This window comes from Pseudooceanicola marinus, assembly GCF_020177265.1.
In the GTDB taxonomy this organism is placed as follows: Bacteria; Pseudomonadota; Alphaproteobacteria; order Rhodobacterales; family Rhodobacteraceae; genus Pseudooceanicola; species Pseudooceanicola marinus_A.
This window is the reverse complement of sequence record NZ_JAIVMC010000007.1, coordinates 125,337-149,611: the sequence shown is the minus strand read 5'-3', so window position 1 is coordinate 149,611 and position 24,275 is coordinate 125,337. Positions and strand designations below refer to the sequence as shown.

General features: G+C 67.9%; 24 protein-coding genes. 10 read left to right on the top strand and 14 right to left on the bottom strand.

Features of this window, described 5'->3' with window-relative positions; genetic code table 11:
- The 4 genes from LC066_RS13310 to LC066_RS13295 all read left to right on the top strand — a co-directional run bounded on the left by LC066_RS13310 (nucleotide 1) and on the right by LC066_RS13295 (nucleotide 3,148).
- Nucleotides 1-471: an NUDIX hydrolase gene (locus LC066_RS13310; protein ID WP_222477931.1), complete on the top strand. Its 471-nt coding sequence runs from the start codon at nucleotides 1-3 to the stop codon at nucleotides 469-471.
- A gap of 106 nt (nucleotides 472-577) precedes the next feature.
- Entirely contained in the window at nucleotides 578-1,057 is a 480-nt protein-coding gene (locus LC066_RS13305) for a DUF1178 family protein (protein WP_224899807.1), read from the top strand.
- 111 nt (nucleotides 1,058-1,168) lie between these two features.
- Nucleotides 1,169-1,813 (top strand): SDR family NAD(P)-dependent oxidoreductase, encoded by a 645-nt coding sequence (locus tag LC066_RS13300; RefSeq protein WP_224899806.1) that lies wholly within the window; start codon nucleotides 1,169-1,171, stop codon nucleotides 1,811-1,813.
- Between the two features lie 99 nt (nucleotides 1,814-1,912).
- A complete protein-coding gene (locus LC066_RS13295) occupies nucleotides 1,913-3,148 on the top strand; it encodes an aspartate kinase (protein ID WP_222477925.1) in 1,236 nt (411 codons plus the stop codon).
- Between the two features lie 201 nt (nucleotides 3,149-3,349).
- On the opposite strand, the gene LC066_RS13290 is transcribed toward LC066_RS13295, so the two are convergent.
- The gene (locus LC066_RS13290; protein ID WP_224899804.1) at nucleotides 3,350-4,165 is read right to left on the bottom strand and encodes a DUF429 domain-containing protein; all 816 of its coding nucleotides are present in this window, start codon (nucleotides 4,163-4,165) and stop codon (nucleotides 3,350-3,352) included.
- Between the two features lie 177 nt (nucleotides 4,166-4,342).
- Here LC066_RS13290 and ptsP point away from each other — a divergent pair, with 177 nt between their 5' ends.
- Nucleotides 4,343-6,586 (top strand): phosphoenolpyruvate--protein phosphotransferase, encoded by a 2,244-nt coding sequence (gene ptsP / locus LC066_RS13285; RefSeq protein WP_222477921.1) that lies wholly within the window; start codon nucleotides 4,343-4,345, stop codon nucleotides 6,584-6,586.
- A 12-nt stretch (nucleotides 6,587-6,598) separates the two neighbouring features.
- On the top strand, nucleotides 6,599-8,023 hold the full coding sequence (locus tag LC066_RS13280; protein ID WP_224899795.1) for an FAD-binding oxidoreductase: 1,425 nt from the start codon (nucleotides 6,599-6,601) through the stop codon (nucleotides 8,021-8,023).
- Nucleotides 8,024-8,251: 228 nt separating this feature from the next.
- Here the strand turns inward: LC066_RS13280 and LC066_RS13275 are convergent, their stop codons facing one another.
- Both LC066_RS13275 and LC066_RS13270 read right to left on the bottom strand, forming a co-directional pair.
- Nucleotides 8,252-8,773 (bottom strand): adenine phosphoribosyltransferase, encoded by a 522-nt coding sequence (locus LC066_RS13275; protein WP_222477917.1) that lies wholly within the window; start codon nucleotides 8,771-8,773, stop codon nucleotides 8,252-8,254.
- A gap of 104 nt (nucleotides 8,774-8,877) precedes the next feature.
- Entirely contained in the window at nucleotides 8,878-9,762 is an 885-nt protein-coding gene (locus LC066_RS13270; protein ID WP_224899793.1) for an S-methyl-5'-thioadenosine phosphorylase, read from the bottom strand.
- A 169-nt stretch (nucleotides 9,763-9,931) separates the two neighbouring features.
- On the opposite strand from LC066_RS13270, the gene LC066_RS13265 reads away from it, so the two are divergent.
- Nucleotides 9,932-11,566 carry a SulP family inorganic anion transporter gene (locus tag LC066_RS13265; protein WP_224899791.1) on the top strand — a complete coding sequence of 545 codons (1,635 nt, stop codon included), beginning with the start codon at nucleotides 9,932-9,934 and terminating at the stop codon, nucleotides 11,564-11,566.
- Between the two features lie 245 nt (nucleotides 11,567-11,811).
- Nucleotides 11,812-12,651: an MBL fold metallo-hydrolase gene (locus tag LC066_RS13260; RefSeq protein WP_224899789.1), complete on the top strand. Its 840-nt coding sequence runs from the start codon at nucleotides 11,812-11,814 to the stop codon at nucleotides 12,649-12,651.
- Here LC066_RS13260 and LC066_RS13255 read toward each other — a convergent pair.
- Both LC066_RS13255 and LC066_RS13250 read right to left on the bottom strand, forming a co-directional pair.
- Nucleotides 12,648-13,442 (bottom strand): EcsC family protein, encoded by a 795-nt coding sequence (locus tag LC066_RS13255; protein WP_224899786.1) that lies wholly within the window; start codon nucleotides 13,440-13,442, stop codon nucleotides 12,648-12,650. The two genes, LC066_RS13260 and LC066_RS13255, sit on opposite strands and share 4 nt — an antisense overlap.
- 148 nt (nucleotides 13,443-13,590) lie before the next feature.
- Nucleotides 13,591-14,076 carry a GNAT family N-acetyltransferase gene (locus tag LC066_RS13250; RefSeq protein ID WP_224900223.1) on the bottom strand — a complete coding sequence of 162 codons (486 nt, stop codon included), beginning with the start codon at nucleotides 14,074-14,076 and terminating at the stop codon, nucleotides 13,591-13,593.
- Nucleotides 14,077-14,161: 85 nt separating this feature from the next.
- Here LC066_RS13250 and LC066_RS13245 point away from each other — a divergent pair, with 85 nt between their 5' ends.
- A complete protein-coding gene (locus LC066_RS13245; protein WP_224899783.1) occupies nucleotides 14,162-14,767 on the top strand; it encodes a flavin reductase family protein in 606 nt (201 codons plus the stop codon).
- Nucleotides 14,768-14,858: 91 nt separating this feature from the next.
- Here the strand turns inward: LC066_RS13245 and LC066_RS13240 are convergent, their stop codons facing one another.
- The 9 genes from LC066_RS13240 to coxB form a co-directional block, all read right to left on the bottom strand.
- Nucleotides 14,859-15,443, bottom strand: a complete 585-nt coding sequence (locus LC066_RS13240; protein ID WP_224899781.1) for a GNAT family N-acetyltransferase — start codon at nucleotides 15,441-15,443, stop codon at nucleotides 14,859-14,861.
- Nucleotides 15,443-16,705: a M16 family metallopeptidase gene (locus LC066_RS13235; protein ID WP_222477901.1), complete on the bottom strand. Its 1,263-nt coding sequence runs from the start codon at nucleotides 16,703-16,705 to the stop codon at nucleotides 15,443-15,445. The genes LC066_RS13240 and LC066_RS13235 overlap by 1 nt, the downstream gene beginning before the upstream one ends.
- A complete protein-coding gene (gene thrC, locus LC066_RS13230; RefSeq protein ID WP_224899778.1) occupies nucleotides 16,702-18,090 on the bottom strand; it encodes a threonine synthase in 1,389 nt (462 codons plus the stop codon). The genes LC066_RS13235 and thrC overlap by 4 nt, the downstream gene beginning before the upstream one ends.
- Nucleotides 18,087-18,791, bottom strand: a complete 705-nt coding sequence (locus tag LC066_RS13225) for an SURF1 family protein (RefSeq protein ID WP_224899775.1) — start codon at nucleotides 18,789-18,791, stop codon at nucleotides 18,087-18,089. The genes thrC and LC066_RS13225 overlap by 4 nt, the downstream gene beginning before the upstream one ends.
- A 78-nt stretch (nucleotides 18,792-18,869) precedes the next feature.
- The gene (locus tag LC066_RS13220) at nucleotides 18,870-19,670 is read right to left on the bottom strand and encodes a cytochrome c oxidase subunit 3 (RefSeq protein WP_222477894.1); all 801 of its coding nucleotides are present in this window, start codon (nucleotides 19,668-19,670) and stop codon (nucleotides 18,870-18,872) included.
- 25 nt (nucleotides 19,671-19,695) lie between these two features.
- Nucleotides 19,696-20,283, bottom strand: coding sequence for a cytochrome c oxidase assembly protein (locus LC066_RS13215; RefSeq protein ID WP_224899772.1), 588 nt, complete (start codon nucleotides 20,281-20,283; stop codon nucleotides 19,696-19,698).
- 2 nt (nucleotides 20,284-20,285) lie between these two features.
- Nucleotides 20,286-20,480, bottom strand: a complete 195-nt coding sequence (locus tag LC066_RS13210) for a cytochrome C oxidase assembly protein (protein ID WP_085887474.1) — start codon at nucleotides 20,478-20,480, stop codon at nucleotides 20,286-20,288.
- A gap of 3 nt (nucleotides 20,481-20,483) precedes the next feature.
- Nucleotides 20,484-21,422: a heme o synthase gene (gene cyoE / locus LC066_RS13205; protein WP_224899769.1), complete on the bottom strand. Its 939-nt coding sequence runs from the start codon at nucleotides 21,420-21,422 to the stop codon at nucleotides 20,484-20,486.
- Nucleotides 21,423-21,609: 187 nt separating this feature from the next.
- Complete coding sequence (gene coxB / locus LC066_RS13200; protein WP_222477889.1) at nucleotides 21,610-22,446, bottom strand: cytochrome c oxidase subunit II; 837 nt, start codon at nucleotides 22,444-22,446, stop codon at nucleotides 21,610-21,612.
- Nucleotides 22,447-22,774: 328 nt separating this feature from the next.
- On the opposite strand from coxB, the gene tldD reads away from it, so the two are divergent.
- Complete coding sequence (gene tldD, locus LC066_RS13195; RefSeq protein ID WP_224899766.1) at nucleotides 22,775-24,208, top strand: metalloprotease TldD; 1,434 nt, start codon at nucleotides 22,775-22,777, stop codon at nucleotides 24,206-24,208.
- Nucleotides 24,209-24,275: the final 67 nt, after the last annotated feature.

Sequence of the window (24,275 nt, the reverse complement as noted above, 5' to 3'; positions counted from 1 at the left end):
GTGAGCGCGCTCTTTCAGACCTCGTTCCAGATCCCCGGCACCACCGGCAAGGAGGTGCAGACGCAGTACTGCGCGCTGTGCTACCGGATCGTGAAGGACAAGCCGCAGATCCTGCTGATCACCTCCCGCGGGACGAAGCGCTGGATCCTGCCCAAGGGCTGGCCGATGAAATCCCGCACCCCGGGCCAGGCGGCGCTGCGCGAAGCCTATGAAGAGGCCGGCGTCATCGGCCGCGTCTCGGAAACCGCGCTCGGTCTGTTTCCCTACACGAAGACCGTGGAGAGGAGCAGCGACATCCCCTGTGTCGGCATCGTCTACCCGGTGCACGTGCGCCTGCTGAAGGCCGAGTACCCGGAGGCAGGAGAGCGCAAGCGCAAGTGGTTCTCGCGCAAGAAGGCAGCCAAACAGGTGGCCGAGCCGGAACTGGCTCGCATCCTGAAAACCTTCGATCCGTCGAAGCTGCGCAACTGATCCAGCGTTTCACCCGCCTGACAGGGACGCCGCAGACGCGGGTTGGAATCTTGCATCCGCGAGAAATCTCTCTATCTCAATAGGATCACTTCGCGGATCTGACAGGATGATCAACTTCGACCTGAAATGTGACCAGGGACACGGCTTCAACAGCTGGTTCCAATCCTCCGCCGCCTTCGACAGCCTGTCGTCGGCGGGCCACGTCTCCTGCCCCGCCTGTGGCTCCACCGTGGTGGAAAAGGCGCTGATGGCGCCGCGCGTGCGCCCTTCGCGCAGCGCCGCCGCCCCGCAGGCCGCATCCGAAGACGCCTCGACAAGCACAGTCCCGTCCAGACCGGCGGAGCGCCCCCTGTCGCGCCCCTCCTCCGAGGCCGAGGCCGCCCTATCGGAGCTGCGCCGCCGGGTGGAAGAGAACGCCACCTATGTCGGCGACACCTTCGCGACGGAGGCCCGCGCGATCCACGATGGCACAAAGCCCGACCGCCCGATCTATGGCGAGGCGAAGCCCGAGGAGGCCCGTGCCCTGATCGAGGAAGGCGTGCCGGTGCTGCCCCTGCCCTTCGCCACGGGACGCAAGACCAACTGACCCCGGGGCCAGCTCCGGCGTCGTTAGCCCGAGGATGAGGCTGGACCGCGCCCCTGCGCTTGCCCTGCCCCGCCCCGCGCGCTAGGCCTTTGGCAAGACAGGAGGATCCCCATGCATATCGTCATCACCGGCGCCAGCCGTGGCATCGGCGCGGAACTGAAACGCCAGTACGAGGCGCGCGGCGCGACCGTGTCCGGCACCTCGACCACAGGCGGCGGCGGGCTGCTGTCCCTCGACGTGACCGACCCAACGCAGCTGGCCGCCCTGACCGGGCAGGTCACCGCGCCCGTCGATCTGCTGATCTGCAACGCCGGCGTCTACCTGGACAAGGGCCAGGCGCTGGAAACGGGCTTCGATGCGACGACCTGGGCGCGACAGCTGCAGGTGAACGTTGCCGGCCCCTTCCTGACGGTGCAGGCCCTGCTGCCGCGCCTGCGGGCCGCGACAGGCGCAAAGATTGCCGTCATCGCCTCGGCCATGGGCAGCCAGCAGCGGGCGCCGGGCGGGTCCTACATCTACCGCGCCTCCAAGGCGGCGGCGGTGAACGTGGCCCGCAACCTGGCCGCCGACCTGGCCCCCGAAGGCATCGCCGTGGGCGCCTATCACCCCGGCTGGGTGCAGACCGACATGGGCGGGGCGGCGGCAGACATCGACGCCCCGACCTCCGCCGCCGGCCTGATCGCGCGCTTCGACGCGCTGACCCCGGCCAGCACCGGCTGTTTCGAGAGTTACGACGGCAGCCCCGTCCCCTTCTGAGGCCGCAAGTGCCTGCCAGACGCAATCACGCTTGCGCCGGTGCCCGACGATGCGTAAACCGGCGCGCAGTTTCTCCCAACGACGGGGTTTGAGACCGGCATGCCTGTTCTCGTGATGAAATTCGGCGGCACTTCCGTCGCCAACCTCGACCGGATCCGCCGCGCGGCCAAGCGCGTGGGCGTGGAAGTGGCCAAGGGCTATGACGTGATCGTCATCGTCTCGGCCATGTCCGGCAAGACCAATGAACTTGTCGGCTGGGTCGGCGAGACAAGTCCGATGTACGACGCGCGCGAATATGACGCCGTGGTCAGCTCGGGCGAAAACGTCACCGCCGGGCTGATGGCGCTGACCCTGCAGGAAATGGACGTGCCCGCACGGTCCTGGCAGGGCTGGCAGGTGCCGCTGAAGACGAACTCGGCCCATGGTGCGGCGCGGATCGAGGAGATCCCGACCGACAACATCACCGCCAAGTTCGGCGAGGGCATGCGCGTGGCCGTGGTCGCGGGCTTCCAGGGCATTTCGCCCGAGGGCCGGATCACCACGCTGGGCCGGGGCGGGTCCGACACCACCGCCGTGGCCTTCGCCGCCGCCTTCGACGCCGAACGCTGCGACATCTACACCGATGTCGACGGCGTCTACACCACCGACCCCCGCGTCGCGCCCAAGGCGCGCAAGCTCGACCGCATCGCCTTCGAGGAGATGCTGGAGCTGGCCTCGCTGGGCGCCAAGGTGCTGCAGACCCGCTCGGTCGAGCTGGCCATGCGGTACAACGTAAAACTGCGCGTTCTGTCGAGTTTCGAGGAACAATCCGACACAGCCGGCACCCTTGTCTGTGCCGAGGAGGACATCATGGAATCCAACGTCGTCAACGGCATCGCCTTCTCCCGCGAGGAAGCGAAGATGACCCTCGTCTCGGTCGCCGACACCCCCGGCATCGCCGCCGCGATCTTCGGCCCGCTGTCCGAGGCCGGCGTCAACGTCGACATGATCATCCAGAACATCAGCGAGGAAGGTCTGACCGACATGACCTTCTCCTGCCCGATCGACCAGGTGAAACGCGCCGAAAAGGCGCTGAACGACGCCCAGGCCGCGGGCAGCCTGGCCTTCGAGTCGCTGGAAGCGGACACCGAGGTCTGCAAGGTCTCCGCCGTGGGTATCGGCATGCGCAGCCAGTCCGGCGTGGCCGCCAAGATGTTCAAGACGCTTTCGGACGAGGGCATCAACATCAAGGTCATCGCCACCTCCGAGATCAAGATCTCGGTGCTGATCGACCGCAAGTACATGGAACTGGCCGTGCAGGCCCTGCACGACGCGTTCGAGCTGGAAAAGGCCTGAGCGCGGCGCCTTCGGGCGGTCGTCGACACATCAGACGGGGCGGATCCGACGGGTCCGCCCCGTTCTGTTTTGGGCGGCGCGCCCGACGCCGGGACCAGCGCCGCCTGGGGTCTTGTCGGGATGCCTCGCCGCCTCGTCGGGGCGGGCGTAATCCGCCTCACAGGATGAGGATCTCCACCGCAGCCTGCGCGAGATTGGCGGTCAGACGCCCTCACCCCGCTGCCGGATCGGCACCTCGCGCCGGGCGGCGGCGGCCTCCAGCCTGGCCAGGGACGCCGCCGAGACCGGGGTGACGATATAGCCCTGCGCCAGGTCCCCGAACATCACCGCCGGCCGCATGCCCGTGTCCCAGATCAACCCGATCAGCGCGCACAGCGCCGCATCCAGCCGATCCTGATCCGCCTTCACCGGGCGCGACAGCGCGGCCATCGCCTCGGCCCAGGCGGCCAGGTCGGCCTGCCCCGCCGCCTGCGCCTGCACGGCCAGCGCCCGGCAGACGGCGACCCAGTCTTCGGGACGGTACTTGCGCCGGTTGGCGGGGTTGTACTTGGGCGCGCCCAGACGGGCGCCGAAGGCCGGGTCGAAGGCGGGAAGCGCCAGCGCCGGGAAAACCTCCATCACCCCGTGGTGGGGCCTGCCCTGCGGGTCCTGCACCGCCCCCAGCCCGTCGAGGAACCGCCAGACCGGGGCAGCATCGTCGAACATGCCGCGCTTGCCACGATTTGCGGGCTGCACCCCGCCACCGATGTAGGACACGACCGAGGCCGCCACCCTGTCCGCGGGGCGGCTGCCGGTCAGGTTGGGCACCACGGTCGGCTGGTCCAGCGCCACCAGGCTGCGGCGCCCGGCGCGGTGACTGTCGATGAAGGACAGCGCCGCGTCGAACCCCGTCAGCTGCGGCGCGACAAAGCGCGGCGGCGCGCCAGGGTCGCGGATCAGCGCGCAGATCGCCCCCGGCGCGCGGGGGTTGTCCGTCCAGGCGCTGTCGAAGCCGAAGATCACGCTGCTGTCGGTCATATGCCCCACATCTCCCGTTCCAGAGCGCACCCCAGCACAGGCCCGAAGATCGGGCAAGTCCGGGCGCTTCGGCAAAAGGTCGCAAAGCATGCACCCGCCGGGTCGCTCTTATGCGTTTCACTTCGCAGGACTTTGTGGTCTAGTCAGACCGCAGTGAACGGAGGCGAAGCCGGGGACATGAGCGTGGAGCACAAGACCGACAGCCGGCAAATGCTCGGCCGTCTGCGAGAGGTCATGGCCGAAGATGCCCATGGCCAGGCGCGGCTTGACCGGATCACGGCGCTGATCGCCTCGTCGATGCACACCGAGGTCTGCTCGGTCTATCTCTTCCGCGATGCCGAAACGCTAGAGCTTTGCGCCACCGAGGGCCTGAAGCCCGAGGCGGTGCATCAGACCCGCATGCGCCTGGGCGAGGGCCTGGTCGGCCGCGTCGCGCGCACCGCCAAGATCGTCAACACCGCCGATGCCCCTGCCGAGGCGGGCTTCCGCTACATGCCGGAGACGGGCGAGGAGATCTACAGCTCCTTCGCCGGGGTGCCGATCCAGCGACTGGGCGAGACCCTGGGCGTGCTGGTCGTGCAGTCGAAGGAGGCGCGCAAGTACACCGAAGAAGAACTTTACGCGCTGGAAGTCGTGGCCATGGTGCTGGCCGAGATGGCCGAGCTGGGCGCCTTCATCGGCGACAGCGCGGCGCTTTCGGCGCGGCACACGAAACCGGTGCTGTTCCGTGGCAGCTGTGCCCAGGAAGGCTCCGCCGAGGGGCATGTCTGGCTGCACGAACCGCGCGTGGTCATCACCAATCCCATCGCCGAGGACCCGGCCAAGGAGGCCGAGCGTCTGACCGAGGCCGTCGACCGCCTACGCGTATCGGTCGACCAGATGCTGGAAGGGGCCAGCGCCGATGCCGAGCACCTGCAGGTGCTGGAAGCCTACCGGATGTTCGCCAATTCCAAGGGCTGGATGCGGCGCATGCAGGCCGACATTACCTCCGGCCTGTCGGCCGAGGCGGCGGTGGAAAAGGAACAGACCCAGGCGCGGTTGCGACTGTCGACGGCCTCGGACCCCTATCTGCGCGAGCGGCTGCATGACCTGGATGACCTTTCCAACCGCCTGCTGCGCATCCTGACCGGCCAGGGTACGGAAACGGGCGCGGAAATGCCCGCCGATCCGATCCTCGTGGCCCGCAACATCGGCCCTGCCGAGCTGCTGGATTACGGACGCAGCCTGCGTGGCATCGTCCTGGAACAGGGCAGCGTCGGCAGCCATGCCGCCGTGGTGGCGCGCGCCCTGGCCATTCCGCTGGTGATCCACGCCAAGGATATCACCAACGAGGCGCTGAACGGCGATCACATCATGGTCGACGGCGATCAGGGCATCGCCCACCTGCGCCCCGAGGATACCGTCACCACTGCCTTCCGCGACAAGATCGCCATGCAGGCCAAGGCGCAGGAACGCTACGCCTCGATCCGTGACACACCGGCAGTGACGAAATGCGGTACCCAGATCTCGCTGACCATGAACGCCGGGCTGATGGCCGACCTGCCCAGCCTGGAAAGCTCGGGCGCCGAGGGCGTGGGCCTGTTCCGCACCGAGCTGCAGTTCCTGATCCGCAACAAGATGCCCACCCGGTCCGAACTGTCGTCGATCTATTCCCACGTGCTGGACAATGCCGGCGGCAAGCGCGTCGTGTTCCGCACCCTCGACATCGGCTCTGACAAGGTGCTGAGCTACATGAAACCGGCGGAGGAACCGAACCCGGCCCTTGGCTGGCGGGCGATCCGCGTCGGCCTCGACAAGCCGGGCGTCATGCGGATGCAGCTGCAGGCCCTGATCCGCGCCGCCAACGGGCGCCCGCTGACCGTGATGTTCCCCTTCGTCGCGCAATACGACGAATACCGCGCCGCCAAGGCCGAACTGGCTCGTACCCTGGAACGCGAACGCATCCTGGGTCACGTCCTGCCCGAGAAGGTCGAGCTGGGTGCCATGCTGGAAACCCCCTCTCTGGCCTTTGCCCCGAAGGCCTTCTTCGAGGAGGTCGAGTTCCTGTCGATCGGCGGCAACGACCTGAAACAGTTCTTCTTCGCCGCCGACCGGGAAAACGAACGGGTCCGGCGCCGTTACGACACGCTGAACGTCAGTTTCCTGACCTTCCTGCAACGCATCGTCGAACGCTGTGAGGAGACCAACACGCCGCTGTCGTTCTGCGGCGAGGATGCGGGCCGCCCGCTGGAGGCCGTCTGTCTGGCCGCCATGGGCCTGCGCGCCCTGTCGATGCGCCCGGCCTCCATCGGCCCGGTGAAATCCCTGCTGCTGCGTGTCGATCTGGTTGCCCTGCGGGAGGTCATCGAAGAGGCCGCCGCCCGGGGCGAGCAGAGCGTGCGCCGCGCCGTCCTTGACCATCTCCGCAACACCTCCGCCTGAAGACCCGTCCCCATGTCCCAGCTTTCCCCCGTCGATGACACCTTCCGCGCCCGCCTGCGCGCGCTGCTGCCCGAAAAGGCCATGCGCGAGGATAAGGATCCCTACGTGCAGGAGCTGCGCGGTGCCTACCGCGGCCAGGCCGGCATGGTGGTGGCCCCGGGCAGCACCGAAGAAGTCTCGGCGGTGCTGGCCGCGGCCAACGACGCGCGCGTGGCCGTGGTGCCCTATGGCGGCGGCACCGGGCTTGTGGCGGGCCAGGTCATGCCCGAGGGCCCCGCGCCGCTGATCCTGTCGCTGGAACGCATGACCCGCATCCGCCGCGTGGATGCCGACGAAAACGTCATCACCGCCGACGCCGGTGTCGTGGTCGAGGAATTGCACCGCGCCGCCGAAGGGGTGAACCGCCTCTTCCCGCTGTCGTTCGGCGCCCAGGGTTCGGCCCGGATCGGCGGCGCGCTGGCCTCCAACGCGGGCGGGCTGAACGTGCTGCGCTACGGCAACACGCGAGAGCTCTGTCTGGGCATCGAGGCGGTGCTGGCCGACGGGCGGGTGATGCACACGCTGACGCGGCTGAGGAAGGACAACACAGGCTACGACCTGCGCAACCTCATGGTCGGTTCCGAAGGGACGCTGGGCGTCATCACCGGCGCGGCGCTGAAGCTGTTTTCCCGCCCCACGCGCCGCGCCACGGCGATGCTGGTGGTCCCCTCGCCCGCCGCGGCGCTGAAGCTGCTGGCCCTGGCGCGCGATCATGCGGGCGAACAGATCTCCGGCTTCGAGCTGATCTCCGGCGAGAGCTTCCGCTTCCTGGAAGAGACCCTGCCCGACATCCGCCGTCCCTTCCACCCGGCGCCCGACTGGATGGTGCTGACCGAGGTCGGCCTGTCAGGCACGGGCGACGCTGAGGGCATGATGGCGGGCATCCTGGAGGCGGCCTTCGAGGCGGAGCTGGTCACCGATGGCGTCATCGCCCAGTCCGAGGCCCAGGCGGATGAGCTGTGGCACCTGCGCGAGGCGATCCCCGAGGCCAACCGCGCCATCGGGGCGATCTCCTCCCACGACATTGCCCTGCCCCTGTCGGCCCTGCCCGAATTCATCGAGGAAGGCACCGCCAAACTGGCCGATCTGGGCCCCTACCGCCTGAACTGCTTTGGCCACCTGGGCGACGGCAACCTGCATTACAACGTCTTCCCCCCGGCGGGAGAGGCGAAGGCCGATCACATGGGCGCCAAGCGCGCGATCATGGACCTGGTGCACGACCTGGTGGCGAGCTACGAGGGTTCTTTCTCCGCCGAACATGGCGTCGGCCGGCTGAAGGTCGAAGACCTGGAACGCTACGGCGATCCGGTGAAGCTGGAGATGATGCGCGGCATCAAGCAGCTGTTCGACCCCAACGGCATCCTCAACCCCGGCGCCGTGCTGCGCGCCGCAGGTTGAGCGGGGGCAGCGCCCCCTGCCCGATTGCCGCCAGCGCCACGCCGATCCTCGGAGCCGGAATGGAAAACGCGTCCTGCCGGGGGAATGGCAGGACGCGCGGCTCCCTTCGGGACCTGGTGCAAGCAGGACCGGCTCCCATGACCGGCAGGACATGGCTAAGCGGCAGATCTTTCCAAAAAGTTTACGAAAGCGCAGGTCGGTCGGGCACGGTGGGTTCCGGGGTCCGGCTCAGTAGCGCAGCAGGCTGAAGACCTCCATGCCGCGGCCCTCCAGCCGGGCACGACCGCCGACGTCCAGCAGGTCGACCACGAAGGCGCAGGACACCACCTCGGCCCCCACGCGCTCCACCAGGTTGATCCCCGCCTCGGCGGTGCCGCCGGTGGCCAGCAGGTCGTCGACCATCAGCACCCGTTCGCCGGGGCGCAGCACGTCGTCGTTCATCTCGATCTCGGCCTCGCCGTATTCCAAGGCATAGCTTTCGCCGATCACAGGCCCCGACAGCTTGCCCTTCTTGCGGATCGGCAGGAACCCCTTGCCCAGCTCCAGTGCCAGGGCCGCGCCCAGGATGAAACCGCGTGCCTCCAGCCCCGCGACCCGGTCGATGCCGGCGGCGCGATAGGGTTCGGCCAGCTGCGAGACGCAAAGACGCATGCCCTCGGGATCCGCCACCAGGGTCGAGATGTCACGGAAGACGATCCCAGGCTTGGGGAAATCCGGGGTGACGCGGATGTAATCCTCGAGGGTCTTCATGGGGCGGCTCCTGGGTCTGCGGCTCAAACGCCAGGGTCATGCCCCAGCCCCGGGCGGAGCGCAAGGGCGCGGCCCCGCGTGGGGACCGACCCGTGACGCATCGGCTAGCCGTTGCCCAGGACGCGCCCGGCGATGCCCGACAGTTTGGTCACCAGTGCCGGGTCGCGCGCCTCGGGCCGGGTCAGCAGAGCGTGATCCAGCGCCGTCGCGCAGCCGGTGGCACAGGCGCCCGGCGCCGTGCCCGCCAGATCGGCCGCCAGCGCCGCCACCGTGGCCCGCGCGTGAGCGCCATTGGCGGCCAGCACCCGGCGGATGTCGTTCACGTCAACCTCGCCATGGTCGGGGTGCCAGCTGTCGTAATCGGTGACCATGGCGACAGAGGCGTAATGCAGCTCCGCCTCGCGGGCCAGTTTCGCCTCGGGCATGTTGGTCATGCCGATCACGTCGGCGCCCCAGCTTTCACGGTACATGCGGCTTTCGGCCAGGGTCGAGAACTGCGGTCCCTCCATCGCCAGGTAGGTGCCGCCGTCATGCACGGTCACCCCGGCGCTGCGGGCCGCCGCGCCCGCCCGTGCCGCTAGGTCGGCGCAGACCGGGTGGGCGACCGAGACATGGGCCACCAGCCCCGCCTCGAAGAAGGTCTTGGCGCGGTTCACGGTGCGGTCGATGAACTGGTCGACGACGACGAAATCCCCCGGCGCCATCTCCTCTCGGAAGGACCCCACAGCGGAGACCGACAGCACATGGGTCACCCCCAGCTGTTTCAGCGCGGCGATATTGGCACGATAGGGTACCTCGGTCGGCGGCAGCGGGTGGCCCCGCCCATGGCGCGGCAGGAAGCAGACATCGAGGCCGGCCAGCCGCCCCGTCAGGATCGCATCCGAGGGCGCCCCCCAGGGGGTCTCCACCGTCTGCCAGCTGGCCCCTTCCAGCCCCTCGATGTCATAGATGCCCGATCCGCCGATCACCGCCAGTTTGACGCCCGTCATGCTCTGCCCTTTCCTCGTCAGTCGCCGTCAGCTTGCCGTCCGGCTGCGCGAGCTGCAAGGCATGGGGCCGAAACGCCTCGAAACCTCCTGTTTCACGGGCTGCAAGGTTGCTGCATGAGGGCAAAACCGCTATCGGAACCGTGAACAGACATCCCAGACAGGACGAGACATGCGCAAAGCCATTCTGGCGAGATTCGCCGATCGCATCACCCTGCCCGACCTGCGCCTCGCGCCGACCACGAACGACAGCTTCTCCCCGGACCGGCTGCGGATCGAACTGCTGTCGGGCCTCACCGTGGCCCTGGCCCTGGTGCCCGAGGCCGTGGCCTTTGCCTTCGTGGCCAATGTGCACCCGCTGGTCGGCCTTTACGCCGCCTTCATCATCGGGCTGGTCACCGCCGTGCTGGGCGGGCGCCCCGGCATGATTTCGGGCGCCACCGGCGCCATCGCCGTGGTCATCGTGTCGCTGGTGGCGACCCATGGCATCGAATACCTCTTCGCCGCCGTGGTCTTGATGGGGCTGATCCAGATCTTCGTCGGCTTCATGAGGTGGGGAAAATTCATCCGCCTGGTGCCGCACCCGGTGATGCTGGGCTTCGTCAACGGTCTGGCCATCGTGATCTTCCTGGCGCAGCTGTCGCAGTTCAAGGTGCCCGGCACGACCGAAGCCGGGGGCCATGGCGCCTCGGGCGGCGAATGGCTGGCCGGGCCGCAGATGATCCTGATGCTGGGGCTGGTGGCGCTGACCATGGCGGTCATCCACTTCATCCCGCGGGTGACGAAGCTGATTCCGGCGCCGCTGGCGGGCATCCTGATCACCGCCGTCATCGTGATCGTCTTCGGCCTGGACGTGCCGCGCGTCGGTGACATGGCGGGCATCGAGGGCACTCTGCCTCCCTTCCACATCCCCATGGTGCCGCTGACCTGGGAAACCTTCCAGATCATCCTGCCCTACGCCATCATCATGGCCGCCGTCGGCCTGATCGAAAGCCTGCTGACCCTCAACCTGGTGGGTGAGATGACCGGCCAGAAGGGCGGCGCGTCGCAGGAATGCGTGGCCCAGGGCACGGCGAACGTGATCACCGGCTTCTTCGGTGGCATGGGCGGCTGCGCCATGATCGGCCAGTCGATGATCAACGTGAAATCGGGCGGCCGCACGCGGATCGCGGGGATCTTCGCCGCGCTCTGCCTGCTGGGCTTCATCCTCTTTGCCGCGCCGCTGATCGAGCAGATCCCGCTGGCCGCGCTCGTGGGCGTGATGTTCATGGTCGTCATCGGCACCTTCGCCTGGAACAGCTTCAAGATCCTGACGCGCGTGCCACTGACAGACGCCGTGGTCATCATCCTGGTGACCGTCGTGACCGTGATGACCGACCTCGCGACCGCCGTGGTCGCCGGTGTCATCGTCTCGGCGCTGACCTATTCGTGGAACGCCGCGCGCCGGATCTCGGCCTCGACCGATATCAACGAGGCGGGCGCCAAGGTCTACCGCATCACCGGCCCGCTGTTCTTCGGCTCCACCGACGGTTTCATCGAGTTGTTCAAGCCCGAGGAAGACCCGGCGCAGGTGATTATCGACTTCGACGACAGTCGAGTGGTCGACCAGTCGGCCCTGCAGGCGATCGAGGCCGTGGCCGCGAAGTACGAGGCCCAGGGCAAGACGATCCAGCTGCGTCACCTCAGCCGCGACTGCCATGACCTGCTGAAGAAAGCCGGTCATCTGATGGTCGACAGCGACGATGACCCCGAATACGAGCTGGCGGTGGATTATCACGTCCGCACGGGCATCTTAGGCGGACACTGACCCCCGAGGCATGACATCTGAACGGCCGGCGCGTCCCCCCGCGCCGGCCGTTTTCGTTTGGCGGACGGACGGGCTCGGCGCCTCCCCCGGGACAATTTGGGCCATCGGAAGGGGCCGGTCCGCTGCACGGGTGGCGTCCCTGGTGAAAAGGCGGGCAGCACGGGGACGTGATCGGGGTCTCACGCGGGCTTGAGGGCGGTCGGGGGCGCAGCGCGTGCTAGGCTGCTGCAGAGGAGGATCCGCCGATGTTTCGACGCCTGCTGGCCCTGGGGGCCGTCCCGCTCCTGCCGATCCTGGCGCCGCTGCCTGTTAACGCGCAGGTGCCGGTCAGCCATTGCATCGCCATTGCGCAATCGACGCCGGGGGCGGAGTACGTCCAGCTGGCCTCGTTCCGCGATCCGGTGCCGGAGTATACCGTGCGGATCAGCTACCTGACCCATTCCGCCTTCCTGATCCAGTCGCCCGGCGGCGTGGGGGCGGTCACCGACTATCCGGGCTATATCGGCACCGCCGACTACCTGCCCGACGTGGTGACCATGAACCACGCCCATTCCAGCCATTTCACCGCCTTCCCTGATCCAGCCATCCCCCATGTGTTGCCCGGCTGGTCCGAGGATTTCGGCCAGCCCGTCAACCACATGCTGGAGGTGGGCGACATGCTGATCCGCAACGTGTCGACCGATATCCGTTCCCGCATGGGCGGGGTGGAGGAGAACGGCAACTCGATCTTCATCTTCGAGGTCGGCGGCCTGTGCATCGGCCACCTGGGCCATCTGCACCATGAACCCAACGACCAGCAATACGCGGCCATCGGGCGGCTGGACGTGGTGATGGTGCCGGTGGACGGCGGGCTGACGCTGGACACGCCCACCATGGCGCGGGTGGTGGAACGGATGAAGGCCTCGATCGTGCTGCCGATGCACTGGTTCTCGGGGGCGAGCCTGGGCTATTTTCTCGACCGGCTGTCGGGCGCGTTCGCCATCGAGCTGCGCGAGGAGAACGCGCTTGAGGTGTCGTTGCGCGATCTGCCGGACCGGCCCACGATCATGGTGCTGCGCCCGGAGGCGCTGCGCGATCCCGACTAGCGGCCAGAGCGGCTTTCCGATTGGCGCACGGGGCGCTTCGTCAGCTCGGCGCGCAGGGCCTCGGTCAGCGTCTCCGGGGTCTGATCGGAGTCGATGGACAGGCGGCGCAGGCGGAAGTGCACGCGCGCCATGTCCTGGTAGTAGCTGGTATAGGCATAGTTGACGGCAGCCCCCGCAGCGGCACCCAGCACCGGCACGGTCTGCGCGGCCAGCTTCTGCCCCAGGGCTGCGGCCAGGCGCGGCGCCACCGCAGAGATCATCCCGTGCATGGTCGCCCCCGTCAGGGTCAGGCGGGTGGCCAGGAAGGCCGTCTCGGCCCCGTCATCCTCGGCCAGCGGCCCGGCGGAGGCGAAGACGCGCATGGAATCGAATTGCACATTGGGTTCGGAGGGATCGAACCCCTCTTCAGCCGCGACCCCCTGGATCGACCGCAGCAGCACCGTCGTGGTCACCGGCAGCTCCGCCAGGGCCGAGGGCAGCCCGCCCAGCCCCCCGGCGGCACCGAGGCCCGTGGTCACCACCCGGTCGAGCCAGCCCGGCTGATCCTTCACCAGCCCGCGAGAGCGCTGCGCGGCGGTCATCGCCACCTCCAGCGCGCTTTCCGTGGCGCTGTCGAGGCGGGTGCGCACGCCCAGAGGCAGCCGTTCCAGCAGCCCTTCGGCGCGGGTGCCCAGAAGGGTCAGCACCTGCAAGCCCGGCCCGCCCGCGCGGCGGTGGATGCGGGCCAGTTCCGTGATGTCCTCTGCCACGTCACGGGGCAAGACAAGGGGGGTCGGGGCGGCTGTGGTCATGGGATCCTCCGTCTGCCTCCTGAAGATGGGGGCGACAGCGCTGAAAGGAAAGGGCGGACGGTCGTCCCGGTGTGCCCCGCCCCATCTTCTCCTTGTCGGAAAAATCCCGCGGGCAAGCGGCGCAGCCGTGATGGGGCCCGCAGGGCGCTCACGCGGCGCGTGTCACCTCGCCCGTCAGCCCGTCCCAGGCACCGGACGTCAGCGCCAGCCCCAGCACCCGGTCGGGGTTGGTGGGCGGGGGCATGCGGATGTCCGGCAGTTTCGAAAATCCGAACCGGCTGTAGTAGGGGGCGTCACCGACCAGCAGAACCCGGTCCCAGCCGTTGTCGCGGGCGGCATGCAGCGAGGCGTTGATCAGCAGGCCACCCAGCCCCTCGCCCTGGTGGGTCGGGTGAACGGCCACGGGGCCCAGCAGGAGGGCGGGCAGGCCCGCCGCCTGCACCGGCCAATAGCGGATCGCCCCGCCGACGCTGCCGTCCCGGTCCCGCGCCACCTGGCACAGGCCCGCCACGGGCGCCACGTCCTCGCGCAGCCGGTAGGAGCTGAGCGCGGTCCGCCCCGGGGCGAAGCAGAGGTCATACAGCGCTTCGACCTCCCACCAGTCATCCGCGGTTTCGGGGGTGAGAGTGAACATCGTCTCTGCGCTCATGATCAGTCTTTTGGGTTGGAAACGCCCCTAGCACGGGATTACCTGCTCGGCAAACCCATGGGAGAGACGCATGTTCTACGAACCGAAAGACGGCCACGGTCTGCCGCACAACCCGTTCAAGGCGCTGATCGCGCCGCGCCCCATCGGGTGGATCTCGACCCGGGGGCACCTGGGGGACAACCTGGCGCCCTATTCCTTCTTTAACGCCGTGGCGGACAGCCCGCCGCAGGTCATGTTCGCCTCCAGCAGCGCCAAGCCCGACCGTGACGGCACCAAGGACAGCGTGGCGCAGATCCGGGAGACCGGGGTCTTCTGCTGCAATATCGTGTCCTACGCCCTGCGCGACGCGATGAACGCCAGTTCCGCCGCGCTGGCCGCCGGCGAGGACGAGTTCGCGGTGGCCGGTCTGGAGAAGGCACAGTGCCAGATGATCGACTGTCCGCGGGTTGCCGCGGCGCCCGCGGCGCTGGAATGCCGGATGACGCAGATCGTCGACCTGGCCGGGGCCCCCAACGTCATGGTCATCGGCGAGGTCGTGGGCGTGCATATCGACGAGGCCGCCCTGACGGAGGGGATGTTCGACGTGGCCAAGGTGCAAACCCTGTCACGTCTGGGCTACCGCGACTATTCCGCCATCACCGATCTCTTCCCCCTGAACCGCCCCGGTCAGAGCTGAGGGGACCCTTGGGCAAGGGGGCTCTGCCCCCTTCCGTCCTCTCTGCCGCCCTCCGGCGGCGGGGCAACGCCCCTGCCCGAGCGAGCCGCGTCTACCCCGCCTCCGTCCGCCCGCGCCGGTCCAGCCGAAGCGAGGCATAGAGGACATGGGTGCGCCAGCGTCCGTTGATCTGCAGGTAGCTCTGCGCGACGCCCTCGTACTTGAAGCCGCAGCTTTCCAGCAGACGGCGCGAAGGGGTGTTCTCGGGCAGGCAGGCAGCCTCGATCCGGCTGAGGTCCATGCGGTGGAAGGCGTGCTGCACCACCCCCTCGATCGCCTCGCGCATGTAGCCCTGGCGCTTGAACCGCTCGCCGATCCAGTAGCCCAGGACGCCCGACATGCTGGGGCCGCGGCGGATGTTGTCGAGCGTGATCGCCCCCAGCAGGGCCCCGTCGCCGCTCCGTTCCAGGAACAGCGGCAGGGCCGTGCCCCCGGTGACCGAGCGTTGCGCCCAGTAGACACGGTTGGTGAAACTGCGCCGGGTCAGGTGATCACGGGACCAGCCCGGCTCCCAGGGGGTCAGGAAGTCGCGGCTTTCGGCGCGCAGATCGGTCCAGGCATGGAAATCGGCATGAACCGGAAGGCGCAGCACCATGCGCCCCGTCTCGATCCGTACTTTCCGCCGGGACCGCAACATCAGGCAGCGCGGCGGGCCTGCAGCCGCTCGAAGGCGGGCACCCCCTCCACGGGACCGTAAAGCGCCAGCGCCATGGGGGCGCGCGCGGCCATGACCTCGGCATGGGCCCGCAGGTCCTCGGCCGTCACCGCGTCGATGCGCGCCACGACTTCCTCCAGCGCGGGCACCCGGCCCCAGATCTCGACCATCCGCGCCAGGCGTTCGGCGCGGTTGCTGGCGCCTTCCAGCCCCATCAGCAGCCCGGCCTTCATCTGGGCACGGGCGCGGTCGGTCTCGGCCACGCTCAGCCCGTCGGCGGCGCGCTTCATCTCGTCCAGGATCAGCTCCGAAAGCTCGCCCACCTTGTCGGCGGAGGTGCCCGCATAGACGGTCATCATCCCGCTGTCGGCATAGGCCCCGGCCTGGCTGAAGACGGTGTAGCACAGGCCCCGCTTCTCGCGCAGTTCCTGGAACAGCCGCGAGGACATGCCGCCGCCAAGCGCCGCGGCGTAGATCTGTGCCGCATAGGCCTGCTCGGACCGGTAATCCGGCCCCTCGAATCCGAAGGTCACATGGGCCTGTTCCAGCGTCTTCACCCGGCGCAGGTCACCGCCGACGAAACGGGCGGGCACAATGTCAGGCTGTCCGTGGGCCGGCATGTCGCCGAAGAGCGCCTCGGCCTGTTTCACCAGCGCCGCGTGATCCACCGAACCGGCGGCGGCCAGGATCATCTGGCCCGGCCCGTAGTGTTCGGCCACGAAGGCCTGCAGGTCGTCCCGGCTGAAGGCGCGCACGCGCTCTTCGGGGCCCAGGATTGTGCGGCCCAGGGGCTGTTCCGGGTAGGCCTGCTCCTGCAGCCAGTCGAAGATCACGTCATCGGGCGTATCCAGCGCCTGACCGATCTCGCTGAGGATCACGCCGCGCTCCATCTCGATCTCATGCGGATCGTAGACCGAGGCGCGCAGGATGTCGGCGATCACGTCCAGCGCCAGCGGCACGTCGGCCTCCAGCACGCGGGCGTAATAGGCCGTCACCTCGCGCGAGGTATAGGCGTTGATGAAGCCCCCCACGTCCTCGATCACCTCGGCGATGTCGAGCGCGCTGCGCGTCTTCGTGCCCTTGAAGGCCATGTGTTCCAGGAAATGGGCGATGCCGTTCTGTTCGGGCCGCTCATGCCGCCCCCCGGCGCTGACCCAGATCCCGATGGAGGCCGATTGCAGGCCAGGCATGGTTTCAGTGACAACGCGAAACCCGTTTTTCAGGGTCGTCAGTTCGACGCTCAATGCGCCCTCCTTTCACGGATCAGGGCCTCGATGGCGCCCAGATCGTCGGTAATGCGTGTGACCCGCTCCTCCCGGTCGAAGAGGTCGGCCATGCGCTCTGGCAGGCCGGGGCGGATATGGCTGGCCTGTTCCACCGCGTCGGGGAACTTGGCCGGATGCGCGGTGGCAAGCGACACCATGGGGGTCGCCGGATCGCGCATCTCGCGCGCGACCTTCACCGCCACGGCGCTATGCGGGCACAGCAGCTCGCCGGTCAGGTCGCGCATCTCGGTGATGGTCGACAGCGTCTCCTCCTCCGAGCAGCGGCCCGAGGTGAAGGCTTCCTGCAGGGCCTGCAGCGCGCCCTGGGGCACGGTGAAGCCGCCCGCCTTCAGCTCATCCATCAGCTGGCCGACGGCGCTCCCGTCACGGCCAAGCGCGTCGAACAGAACCCGCTCGAAGTTGGAGCTGACCTGGATGTCCATCGACGGGCTGATCGAGGGGGTCACGCCGTCGGGCTTGTACTCGCCCGTGCTGAGACAGCGGTGCAGGATGTCGTTCTGGTTGGTCGCCACGACCAACGTGTCGATGGGCAGACCCATCTTGCGCGCGATGTAGCCCGCGAAGATGTCACCGAAGTTACCCGTGGGCACGGTGAAACTGACGCGGCGCTCGGGCGCGCCCAGGCTGACGGCGGAGGTGAAGTAGTAGACGACCTGCGCCAGCACCCGCGCCCAGTTGATCGAGTTGACGCCGGCGAGGCCGACCTCGTCGCGGAACTCGAAATCGTTGAACATGTCCTTCACCCGCGCCTGGCAGGTGTCGAAATCGCCATCGACGGCCAGGGCGTGCACGTTGCTGTCGGCGGGCGTGGTCATCTGGCGGCGCTGCACCTCGGACACCCGGCCGTGCGGGTAGAGGATGAAGACATCGACGTTGTCGAGCCCGCGGAAGGCCTCGATCGCGGCAGAACCGGTGTCGCCGGAGGTGGCGCCGACGATGGTGATGCGGCGGCCGTTCTTGGCAAGCGCGGCCTGGAACAGCTGACCGATCAGCTGCATCGCGAAATCCTTGAAGGCCAGCGTGGGACCGTGGAACAGCTCCAGCAGGAAATGCCCCGGCTCCAGCTGCACCAGCGGCGCGCGGGCGGCATGGCCGAAGCCCTCGTAGGCGCGGGAGATGCAGCCGCGGAACTCGTCTTCGGTGAAGGTGCCGCCCAGGAAGGGCCACATGATGCGGAAGGCGGTTTCCTCGTAGCTGAGGCCGTGCAGGGCGCGGATCTCGTCCTCCGAGAGGGTCGGGATCTCGGCGGGCACGTAGAGGCCGCCATCGCGCGCCAGCCCGGTCAGCATCGCCTCTTCGAAACTCAGTTCCGGGGCCTGCCCCCGGGTCGATACGTAAATCACGTCGTCTCGCCTCTCGACTGTTTGCGCATGCGATAAATCAGATAAAGCGACATGACCAGCCATACGGCGGCCAGAGACAGCCAGGTGATCGCATATTCCAGGTGATCGTTGGGAATTCCCACCGTCCCGACGGGCGCCGCCACCAAGGCCCCGCCCCCTGCCGGGCCTTCGCGGCGTACCAGCAGCAGCGGTTCGCTGTCCAGCGCGCGGGCCAGTTCGGCCAGGTCGCGCCCGTAGAACAGCCCGCTGTCCAGATCCGGCGCAGGGGTGAAACCGTCAACCTCATCCGGCCAGACCAGGTTGCCGGAGACCGTCACGGTTCCTTCGGGCGCCTGCGGGATGGGCTCGGCCTGGGGCACGAAGCCCCGTTCGACGATGACCCGGCGACCCTCCGGCATCTCGAAGGCCTGTTCGATCAGGTAACCCGCGCCCAGCCCCTCCCGCGCCGATTGCACGCGCAGCGGCGCGCCGGTGAACCGTCCGGTCAGGGCCACGGCCAGGTAACGGTCCTCCTCCGGGTCGGGCGCGTCCGGCAGGGCCACGGGATCGGCGGCTATGCGCGCCTCGATCCGGTCCAGCACGCCGGTTTTCCACTCCAGCCGTTGAAGCTGCCAGTTGGCCAGCGACAGCAGAATGGCCACACCGCCGATCCCCAGCACCAGCGCGCCGATCAGTTTTCCCCGCATATTGTCCCCGTTCATGAAGAAGGGCGCGGAAAGCCCGCGCCCTCGGATCCTCTGCTCTTCGGGCGGCGGGGTAAACCCCGCCCGCCGCAGGCCTTACTGGCCCCAGATGTAGATCGAGGCGAAGAGGAACAGCCAGACCACGTCGACGAAGTGCCAGTACCAGGCGGCAGCCTCGAAACCGACGTGATTGGTCGGCGTGAAGTGGCCCGCGTTGGCGCGGAACAGGCAGACCAGCAGGAAGATCGTGCCGATGATCACATGCGCCCCGTGGAAGCCCGTCGCCATGAAGAAGTTGGCGCCGTAGATGTTGCCGCCGAAGCCGAAGGCGGCGTGGCTGTACTCATAGGCCTGGAAGGCGGTGAACAGCAGACCCAGCAGGACCGCCAGCAGCAACCCGGCCTTCAGGTCGCGGCGGTTGTTTTCATGCACCAGGGCGTGGTGCGCCCAGGTCGCGGCGGCGCCGGAACACAGTAGGATCAGCGTGTTGATCAGCGGCAGGTGCCAGGGGTCGAAGGTTTCGATCCCCGCGGGCGGCCAGACGCCGTCCACCGCCGGGCTTTCCGGGCCCATGGGGTACATGGCGTGCTTGAAGAAGCTCCAGAACCAGGCGGCGAAGAACATCACCTCGGACATGATGAACAGGATCACGCCGTAGCGCAGGCCGATGCGGACCACGGCGGTGTGGTCGCCGGCGATGTTTTCCATCACCGTGTCGCGCCACCAGCCGAACATGGTGTAGATGATCGCGATCAGCCCGGCGAGGAACAGCCAGGGGCCGCTGTCGTTCAGCCACATGACGGCGCCGAACAGCATGACGAAGGTGCCGACCGCCCCGATGAACGGATACACCGACGGTGGCAGAATGTGGTAATCGTGGTTCTTTGCGTGCGCCATTGTTCTCTTCCCCGGGCTCGGCCCCTCAGTTCACATCGGTTTGCGGTGCTTGCCCGTCCAGCAGCGCGGCATGGTCCGCCGCGTAGCCTTCGGGCATGTCGATCTCGTAGAACGTATACCCCAGCGTGATCGTGTGGATATACTTTGCGTCGCGATCCTCGACCATTTCGGGATCGACGTAGAAGGTCACCGGCATCTCCACCGTTTCACCGGGCATCAGGACCTGCTCGGTGAAACAGAAACAGTCGATCTTGGTGAAGAAGCCGCCCGCCTCGTAGGGCGTGACGTTGTAGCTGGCCTGGCCGGCGATCGGCCGGTCCGTCGGATTATGCGCTTCGTAGAAGGCCAGGCCGGTTTCGCCGATCTTCAGCTCCACCTGGCGCTGCACCGGCTTGAAATCCCAGGCCATGTCACGCTCGGTCGAGGCGTCGAAACGGACCTTGATGGTCCGGTTGAGGATATGGTCGGAGCCCGCATCGGCCTCCTGCGTGACGCCGCCGAAGCCGGTGACGGCGCAGAAGTAGTTGTAGGCAGGCACCGCCGCCCAGGCGAGCGCGCCCATGGTGACGATCACGCCGAGGGCCTGGAAGACGGTCTTCTTCTTCGGGTCCATCGCTACCCCTCCGTCGCCGCGGACTGGCCCGCGGCGCTTGCGCCCGGCACATTGTCGGGCATCTGAAGGTTCTGGCCGGTGACCTTCACGAAGGTCAGCACGAAGACCAGCACCACGAAGCCGGCCAGCACCAGCCCCAGGCCCATGTTCAGGCCCCGGCGGCGTTGGTGCAATTCGTGTTCATGGGTCAGCGGCATCGCTTACCAGCCTCCAAGGCCATAGGGTTTCAGCACCGCCTCGACCAGGATCGCGGCGAAATGCAGGAAGGTGTAGATCAGCGACAGCTTGAAGAAACGTTTCTCGACCCGGTAGTCATCGGCCTCGGCCATCGCCTCGTCCCGGCGCCAGATGCGGACAGCACCGGCCAGGAACATGGCGTTCAGCACCAGGGCCACGGCCAGGTAGACCGGCCCGCCAATGGAGGTGAAGCCGGTGCCCAGGGCGATCAGCGCCAGCAGCACGGTGTAGGCCAGGATGTGGCGGCGGGTGGACGGGCGACCGTGGGTCACGGTCAGCATCGGCACGCCCGCGTCGTCGTAGTCGGACCGCATGAACAGCGCCAGCGCCCAGAAGTGGGGCGGCGTCCACATGAAGACCAGCAGGAACATCAGCACCGATTCCACGCTGACGCCGCCGGTGGCGACGGCCCAGCCGATCATCGGGGGGAAGGCGCCCGCGGCCCCGCCGATCACGATGTTCTGCGGCGTCGAACGCTTCAGCCACATGGTGTAGACCACGGCGTAGAAGAAGATCGTGAAGGCCAGGAAGAGGCCCGAGAAGACATTGGCGGCCAGCGCCAGCATCACGCAGCTGAAGCCCGACAGCGCCAGGCCCAGGGCAAGCGCCTCGTCGCGGCCGACGCGGCCCGCGGGGATCGGCCGGCCCTTGGTGCGTTTCATCACCGCGTCGATGTCACTGTCGTACCACATGTTCAGCGCGCCCGAGGCACCGCCGCCCACGGCGATGAACAGGATCGCGCAGAAGGCGATGAAGGGGTGCACCGGCACGGGGGCGGCCACCAGGCCGACCAGCGCGGTGAAGACCACCAGCGACATGACCCGCGGCTTGAGCAGAGCGATGTAGTCGCCGAACTCGGCGTCGCCCTGGTTGGCCTGCGTGTGGATGCTTGCGTCGGTCATGTCTTGGGTCTCGATCTTGCGGGGGATCCGTGGGCCGGCGCGGGGGCCGGGGCGGGTCGGGTTTCATCTGGGGCCCGGATCAGCTTCGGGCGCCTCCTCCCTCTCCTCCCACGGGGGGCGGACCTGCGGCCCGTCGTCCTGGCGTGGTGTCGGGGGCGCCACCGTGGCGGCGCCCGGCCGGGGTCAATCAGACCGCCGGAAGCTCGCTCAGCGGCACGAAGCCACCGGCCTCTTCCGAGGCGGCAAGCCAGGCGTCGTAGACTTCCTGGCTGACCACCTTGACGGTGATCGGCATGTAGGCGTGGTCCTTGCCGCAGAGCTCCGAACACTGGCCGAAGTATATGCCTTCCTGCTCAGGCGTGAACCACAGCTGGGCGAAGCGGCCAGGCACGGCGTCCTGCTTCACGCCGAAGGCGGGCACGGTCCAGGAGTGGATCACGTCGGCACCGGTCACGGACATCACGACGGTCTTGCCCACGGGCAGGATGATCGCGCTGTCGGTGGCCAGCAGGTATTCGTCATCGTTGTAGCCGTAGGACGCCAGGTCTTCGCGCGGCAGCATGAAGCCCTCGTAGGCCAGGTCCTCGCTGTCGGTGTACTCATAGCCCCAGTACCACTGGTAGCCGGTCACCTGGATGTGGATGTCGCCCTCGGGGATCACCTGCTGCTTGAACAGGGTCGGCAGCGAGAAGGCACCGATGAACAGCAGGATCAGGATCGGCACGATCGTCCAGGCGATTTCCAGCGGCGAATTGTGGGTGAAGGTCGCGGGCTTGGGGTTGGACTTGCGGTTGAACCTCAGGATCACCACCAGCAGCAGCGCGACGACGAGGATCACGATCGGCACGATGATCCACATCAGCATGTGTTCAAGCCATTGCAGATCGCGCGCCAGCTCGGTCGCGGCGGTCTGGAAGCCGGTCCCGCCGAGGGTCGGCTTGCCGATCGTCTCCAGCTCCTGCGCCATCGCGGGCGTGGCGGCAAGGGCGGCCATCAGGCCAAGAAAATGTGTCTTCAGTCGCATCGGTCACCCTGATCGGTTGCGGCAGATCGCCTGCACAGTCTCGGCCTCCTCCCCGCCCGGCCTCCTACCGGGGGAGAGCGCCCGATGGCCATGGCGCTCCCATTGTTTGTTGCAGCTTAAAATCATATTCTTGCGCTTACGACAATAATCACGCGCGCGTCAGAAGTCAGTTTTTTGATCCAGATCAAGAAAATATGTCGCAGGCAGGCCCCCGCGCCCTTCCCTTGCACATCCCGGAACATAGGTGCGGAATGTATCGATTCTGTCCTCTCCCCCGTCTGGCTGCGCGCCCGTTCGCGCCACGCACGCTCCTGAAAGGCCCCCAGCGATGACCGCAACCGCCCCGGAAACCCCGTTCCGCCCCTTCGAGACGATGCTGGACGAGGCCGCCGCGCTGCGCCTGCTGCGTGACGCGGTGGCCGGCGCCGATGACGGCGAGCTGTTCCTGGAACGCCGCCGGTCGGAAATGCTGCACTTCGACGACGGGCGCATCCGTAACGCCAGCTATGATGCCGCCGAGGGCTTCGGCCTGCGCGCCGTGCGCGGCGAGGTGGCGGGTTACGCCCATGCCACCGACATCTCGGAAAGCGCTCTGAAACGCGCCGTGTCCACCGCGCGCCTGGCCGTGGGCGACGGGGGCGGCACCATGGCGCCCCCACCCGCCGGCACCAACCGACATCTTTATGCGGACCTCGATCCGATCGCCGGCCACAGCTTCCCGGTGAAGGTGGACACCCTGCGGGAGATCGACGCCTTCTGCCGCGACCTGGACCCGCGCGTGGTGCAGGTGTCGGCCACCATCGCCGCGTCGTGCCAGGAGGTGGTTATCCTGCGCCCCGAAGGCCACGTGGTCAGCGACATCCGCCCGATGACCCGTGTGAATGTCTCGGTCATCGTCGAGGACAAGGGCCAGCGCCAGACCGGCACCGCCGGCGGCGGCGGGCGCATTGCGCTGGACGGCCTGATCGATCCGGCCGACTGGCAGGCCAAGGCGCGTGAGGCGCTGCGCATCGCGCTGGTCAACCTGGAGGCGATCCCCGCTCCCGCTGGTCAGATGGACGTGGTCCTCGGCTCCGGCTGGTGCGGTGTCATGCTGCACGAGGCCGTGGGCCACGGGCTGGAAGGCGATTTCAACCGTAAGAACGCCTCCGCCTTCTCGGGGCGCATCGGGGAACAGGTGGCCGCGAAGGGCGTGACGGTGCTGGACGACGGCACAATCCCCGACCGCCGCGGCTCCATCACCGTGGATGACGAGGGCACGCCCTCCGGCAAGAACGTGCTGATCGAGGACGGCATCCTGGTGGGCTACATGCAGGACCGTCAGAACGCCCGCCTGATGGGCGTGAATCCCACCGGCAACGGCCGACGCGAAAGCTATGCCCATGCGCCGATGCCGCGCATGACCAACACCTACATGCTGGGCGGTGACGCCACCCCCGAGGAGGTGGTGGGCGAGATGAAGGACGGCATCCACGCCGTCGGCTTCTCCGGCGGTCAGGTGGACATCACCAACGGCCAGTTCGTCTTCAACTGCACCGAGGCCTACCTGGTGAAGAACGGCCGCCGCGTCGCCCCGGTGAAGGGCGCCACGCTGATCGGGTCGGGTCCTGCGGCGATGAAGCAGATCAAGGCGCTCGGCAACGACCTGGCGCTGGATCCCGGCATGGGCAACTGCGGCAAGTCGGGCCAGTGGGTGCCCGTGGGCGTGGGCCAGCCCACCGTGCTGATCGGCGGTCTGACCGTGGGGGGCTCGGCCACCTGATCCCGGCCAACTGATCTTCCCCACATGGACTTCGGGCCGACGCAGAGGATCCGACAGGACAAAGGCG

Excerpts from the sequence above, each read along its gene's own strand:
- LC066_RS13280 (WP_224899795.1), top strand. The coding sequence starts at position 6,599 with ATGTCCCAGCTTTCCCCCGTCGATGACACCTTCCGCGCCCGCCTGCGC.
- ptsP (WP_222477921.1), top strand. The coding sequence starts at position 4,343 with ATGAGCGTGGAGCACAAGACCGACAGCCGGCAAATGCTCGGCCGTCTG.
- LC066_RS13215 (WP_224899772.1), bottom strand. The coding sequence starts at position 20,283 with ATGGACCCGAAGAAGAAGACCGTCTTCCAGGCCCTCGGCGTGATCGTC.
- LC066_RS13295 (WP_222477925.1), top strand. The coding sequence starts at position 1,913 with ATGCCTGTTCTCGTGATGAAATTCGGCGGCACTTCCGTCGCCAACCTC.
- LC066_RS13240 (WP_224899781.1), bottom strand. The coding sequence starts at position 15,443 with ATGTTGCGGTCCCGGCGGAAAGTACGGATCGAGACGGGGCGCATGGTG.
- LC066_RS13275 (WP_222477917.1), bottom strand. The coding sequence starts at position 8,773 with ATGAAGACCCTCGAGGATTACATCCGCGTCACCCCGGATTTCCCCAAG.
- LC066_RS13250 (WP_224900223.1), bottom strand. The coding sequence starts at position 14,076 with ATGTTCACTCTCACCCCCGAAACCGCGGATGACTGGTGGGAGGTCGAA.
- LC066_RS13220 (WP_222477894.1), bottom strand. The coding sequence starts at position 19,670 with ATGGCGCACGCAAAGAACCACGATTACCACATTCTGCCACCGTCGGTG.
- LC066_RS13245 (WP_224899783.1), top strand. The coding sequence starts at position 14,162 with ATGTTCTACGAACCGAAAGACGGCCACGGTCTGCCGCACAACCCGTTC.
- LC066_RS13260 (WP_224899789.1), top strand. The coding sequence starts at position 11,812 with ATGTTTCGACGCCTGCTGGCCCTGGGGGCCGTCCCGCTCCTGCCGATC.
- tldD (WP_224899766.1), top strand. The coding sequence starts at position 22,775 with ATGACCGCAACCGCCCCGGAAACCCCGTTCCGCCCCTTCGAGACGATG.
- LC066_RS13265 (WP_224899791.1), top strand. The coding sequence starts at position 9,932 with ATGCGCAAAGCCATTCTGGCGAGATTCGCCGATCGCATCACCCTGCCC.
- LC066_RS13270 (WP_224899793.1), bottom strand. The coding sequence starts at position 9,762 with ATGACGGGCGTCAAACTGGCGGTGATCGGCGGATCGGGCATCTATGAC.
- LC066_RS13210 (WP_085887474.1), bottom strand. The coding sequence starts at position 20,480 with ATGCCGCTGACCCATGAACACGAATTGCACCAACGCCGCCGGGGCCTG.
- cyoE (WP_224899769.1), bottom strand. The coding sequence starts at position 21,422 with ATGACCGACGCAAGCATCCACACGCAGGCCAACCAGGGCGACGCCGAG.
- LC066_RS13225 (WP_224899775.1), bottom strand. The coding sequence starts at position 18,791 with ATGAACGGGGACAATATGCGGGGAAAACTGATCGGCGCGCTGGTGCTG.
- LC066_RS13300 (WP_224899806.1), top strand. The coding sequence starts at position 1,169 with ATGCATATCGTCATCACCGGCGCCAGCCGTGGCATCGGCGCGGAACTG.
- LC066_RS13290 (WP_224899804.1), bottom strand. The coding sequence starts at position 4,165 with ATGACCGACAGCAGCGTGATCTTCGGCTTCGACAGCGCCTGGACGGAC.
- coxB (WP_222477889.1), bottom strand. The coding sequence starts at position 22,446 with ATGCGACTGAAGACACATTTTCTTGGCCTGATGGCCGCCCTTGCCGCC.
- LC066_RS13255 (WP_224899786.1), bottom strand. The coding sequence starts at position 13,442 with ATGACCACAGCCGCCCCGACCCCCCTTGTCTTGCCCCGTGACGTGGCA.
- LC066_RS13305 (WP_224899807.1), top strand. The coding sequence starts at position 578 with ATGATCAACTTCGACCTGAAATGTGACCAGGGACACGGCTTCAACAGC.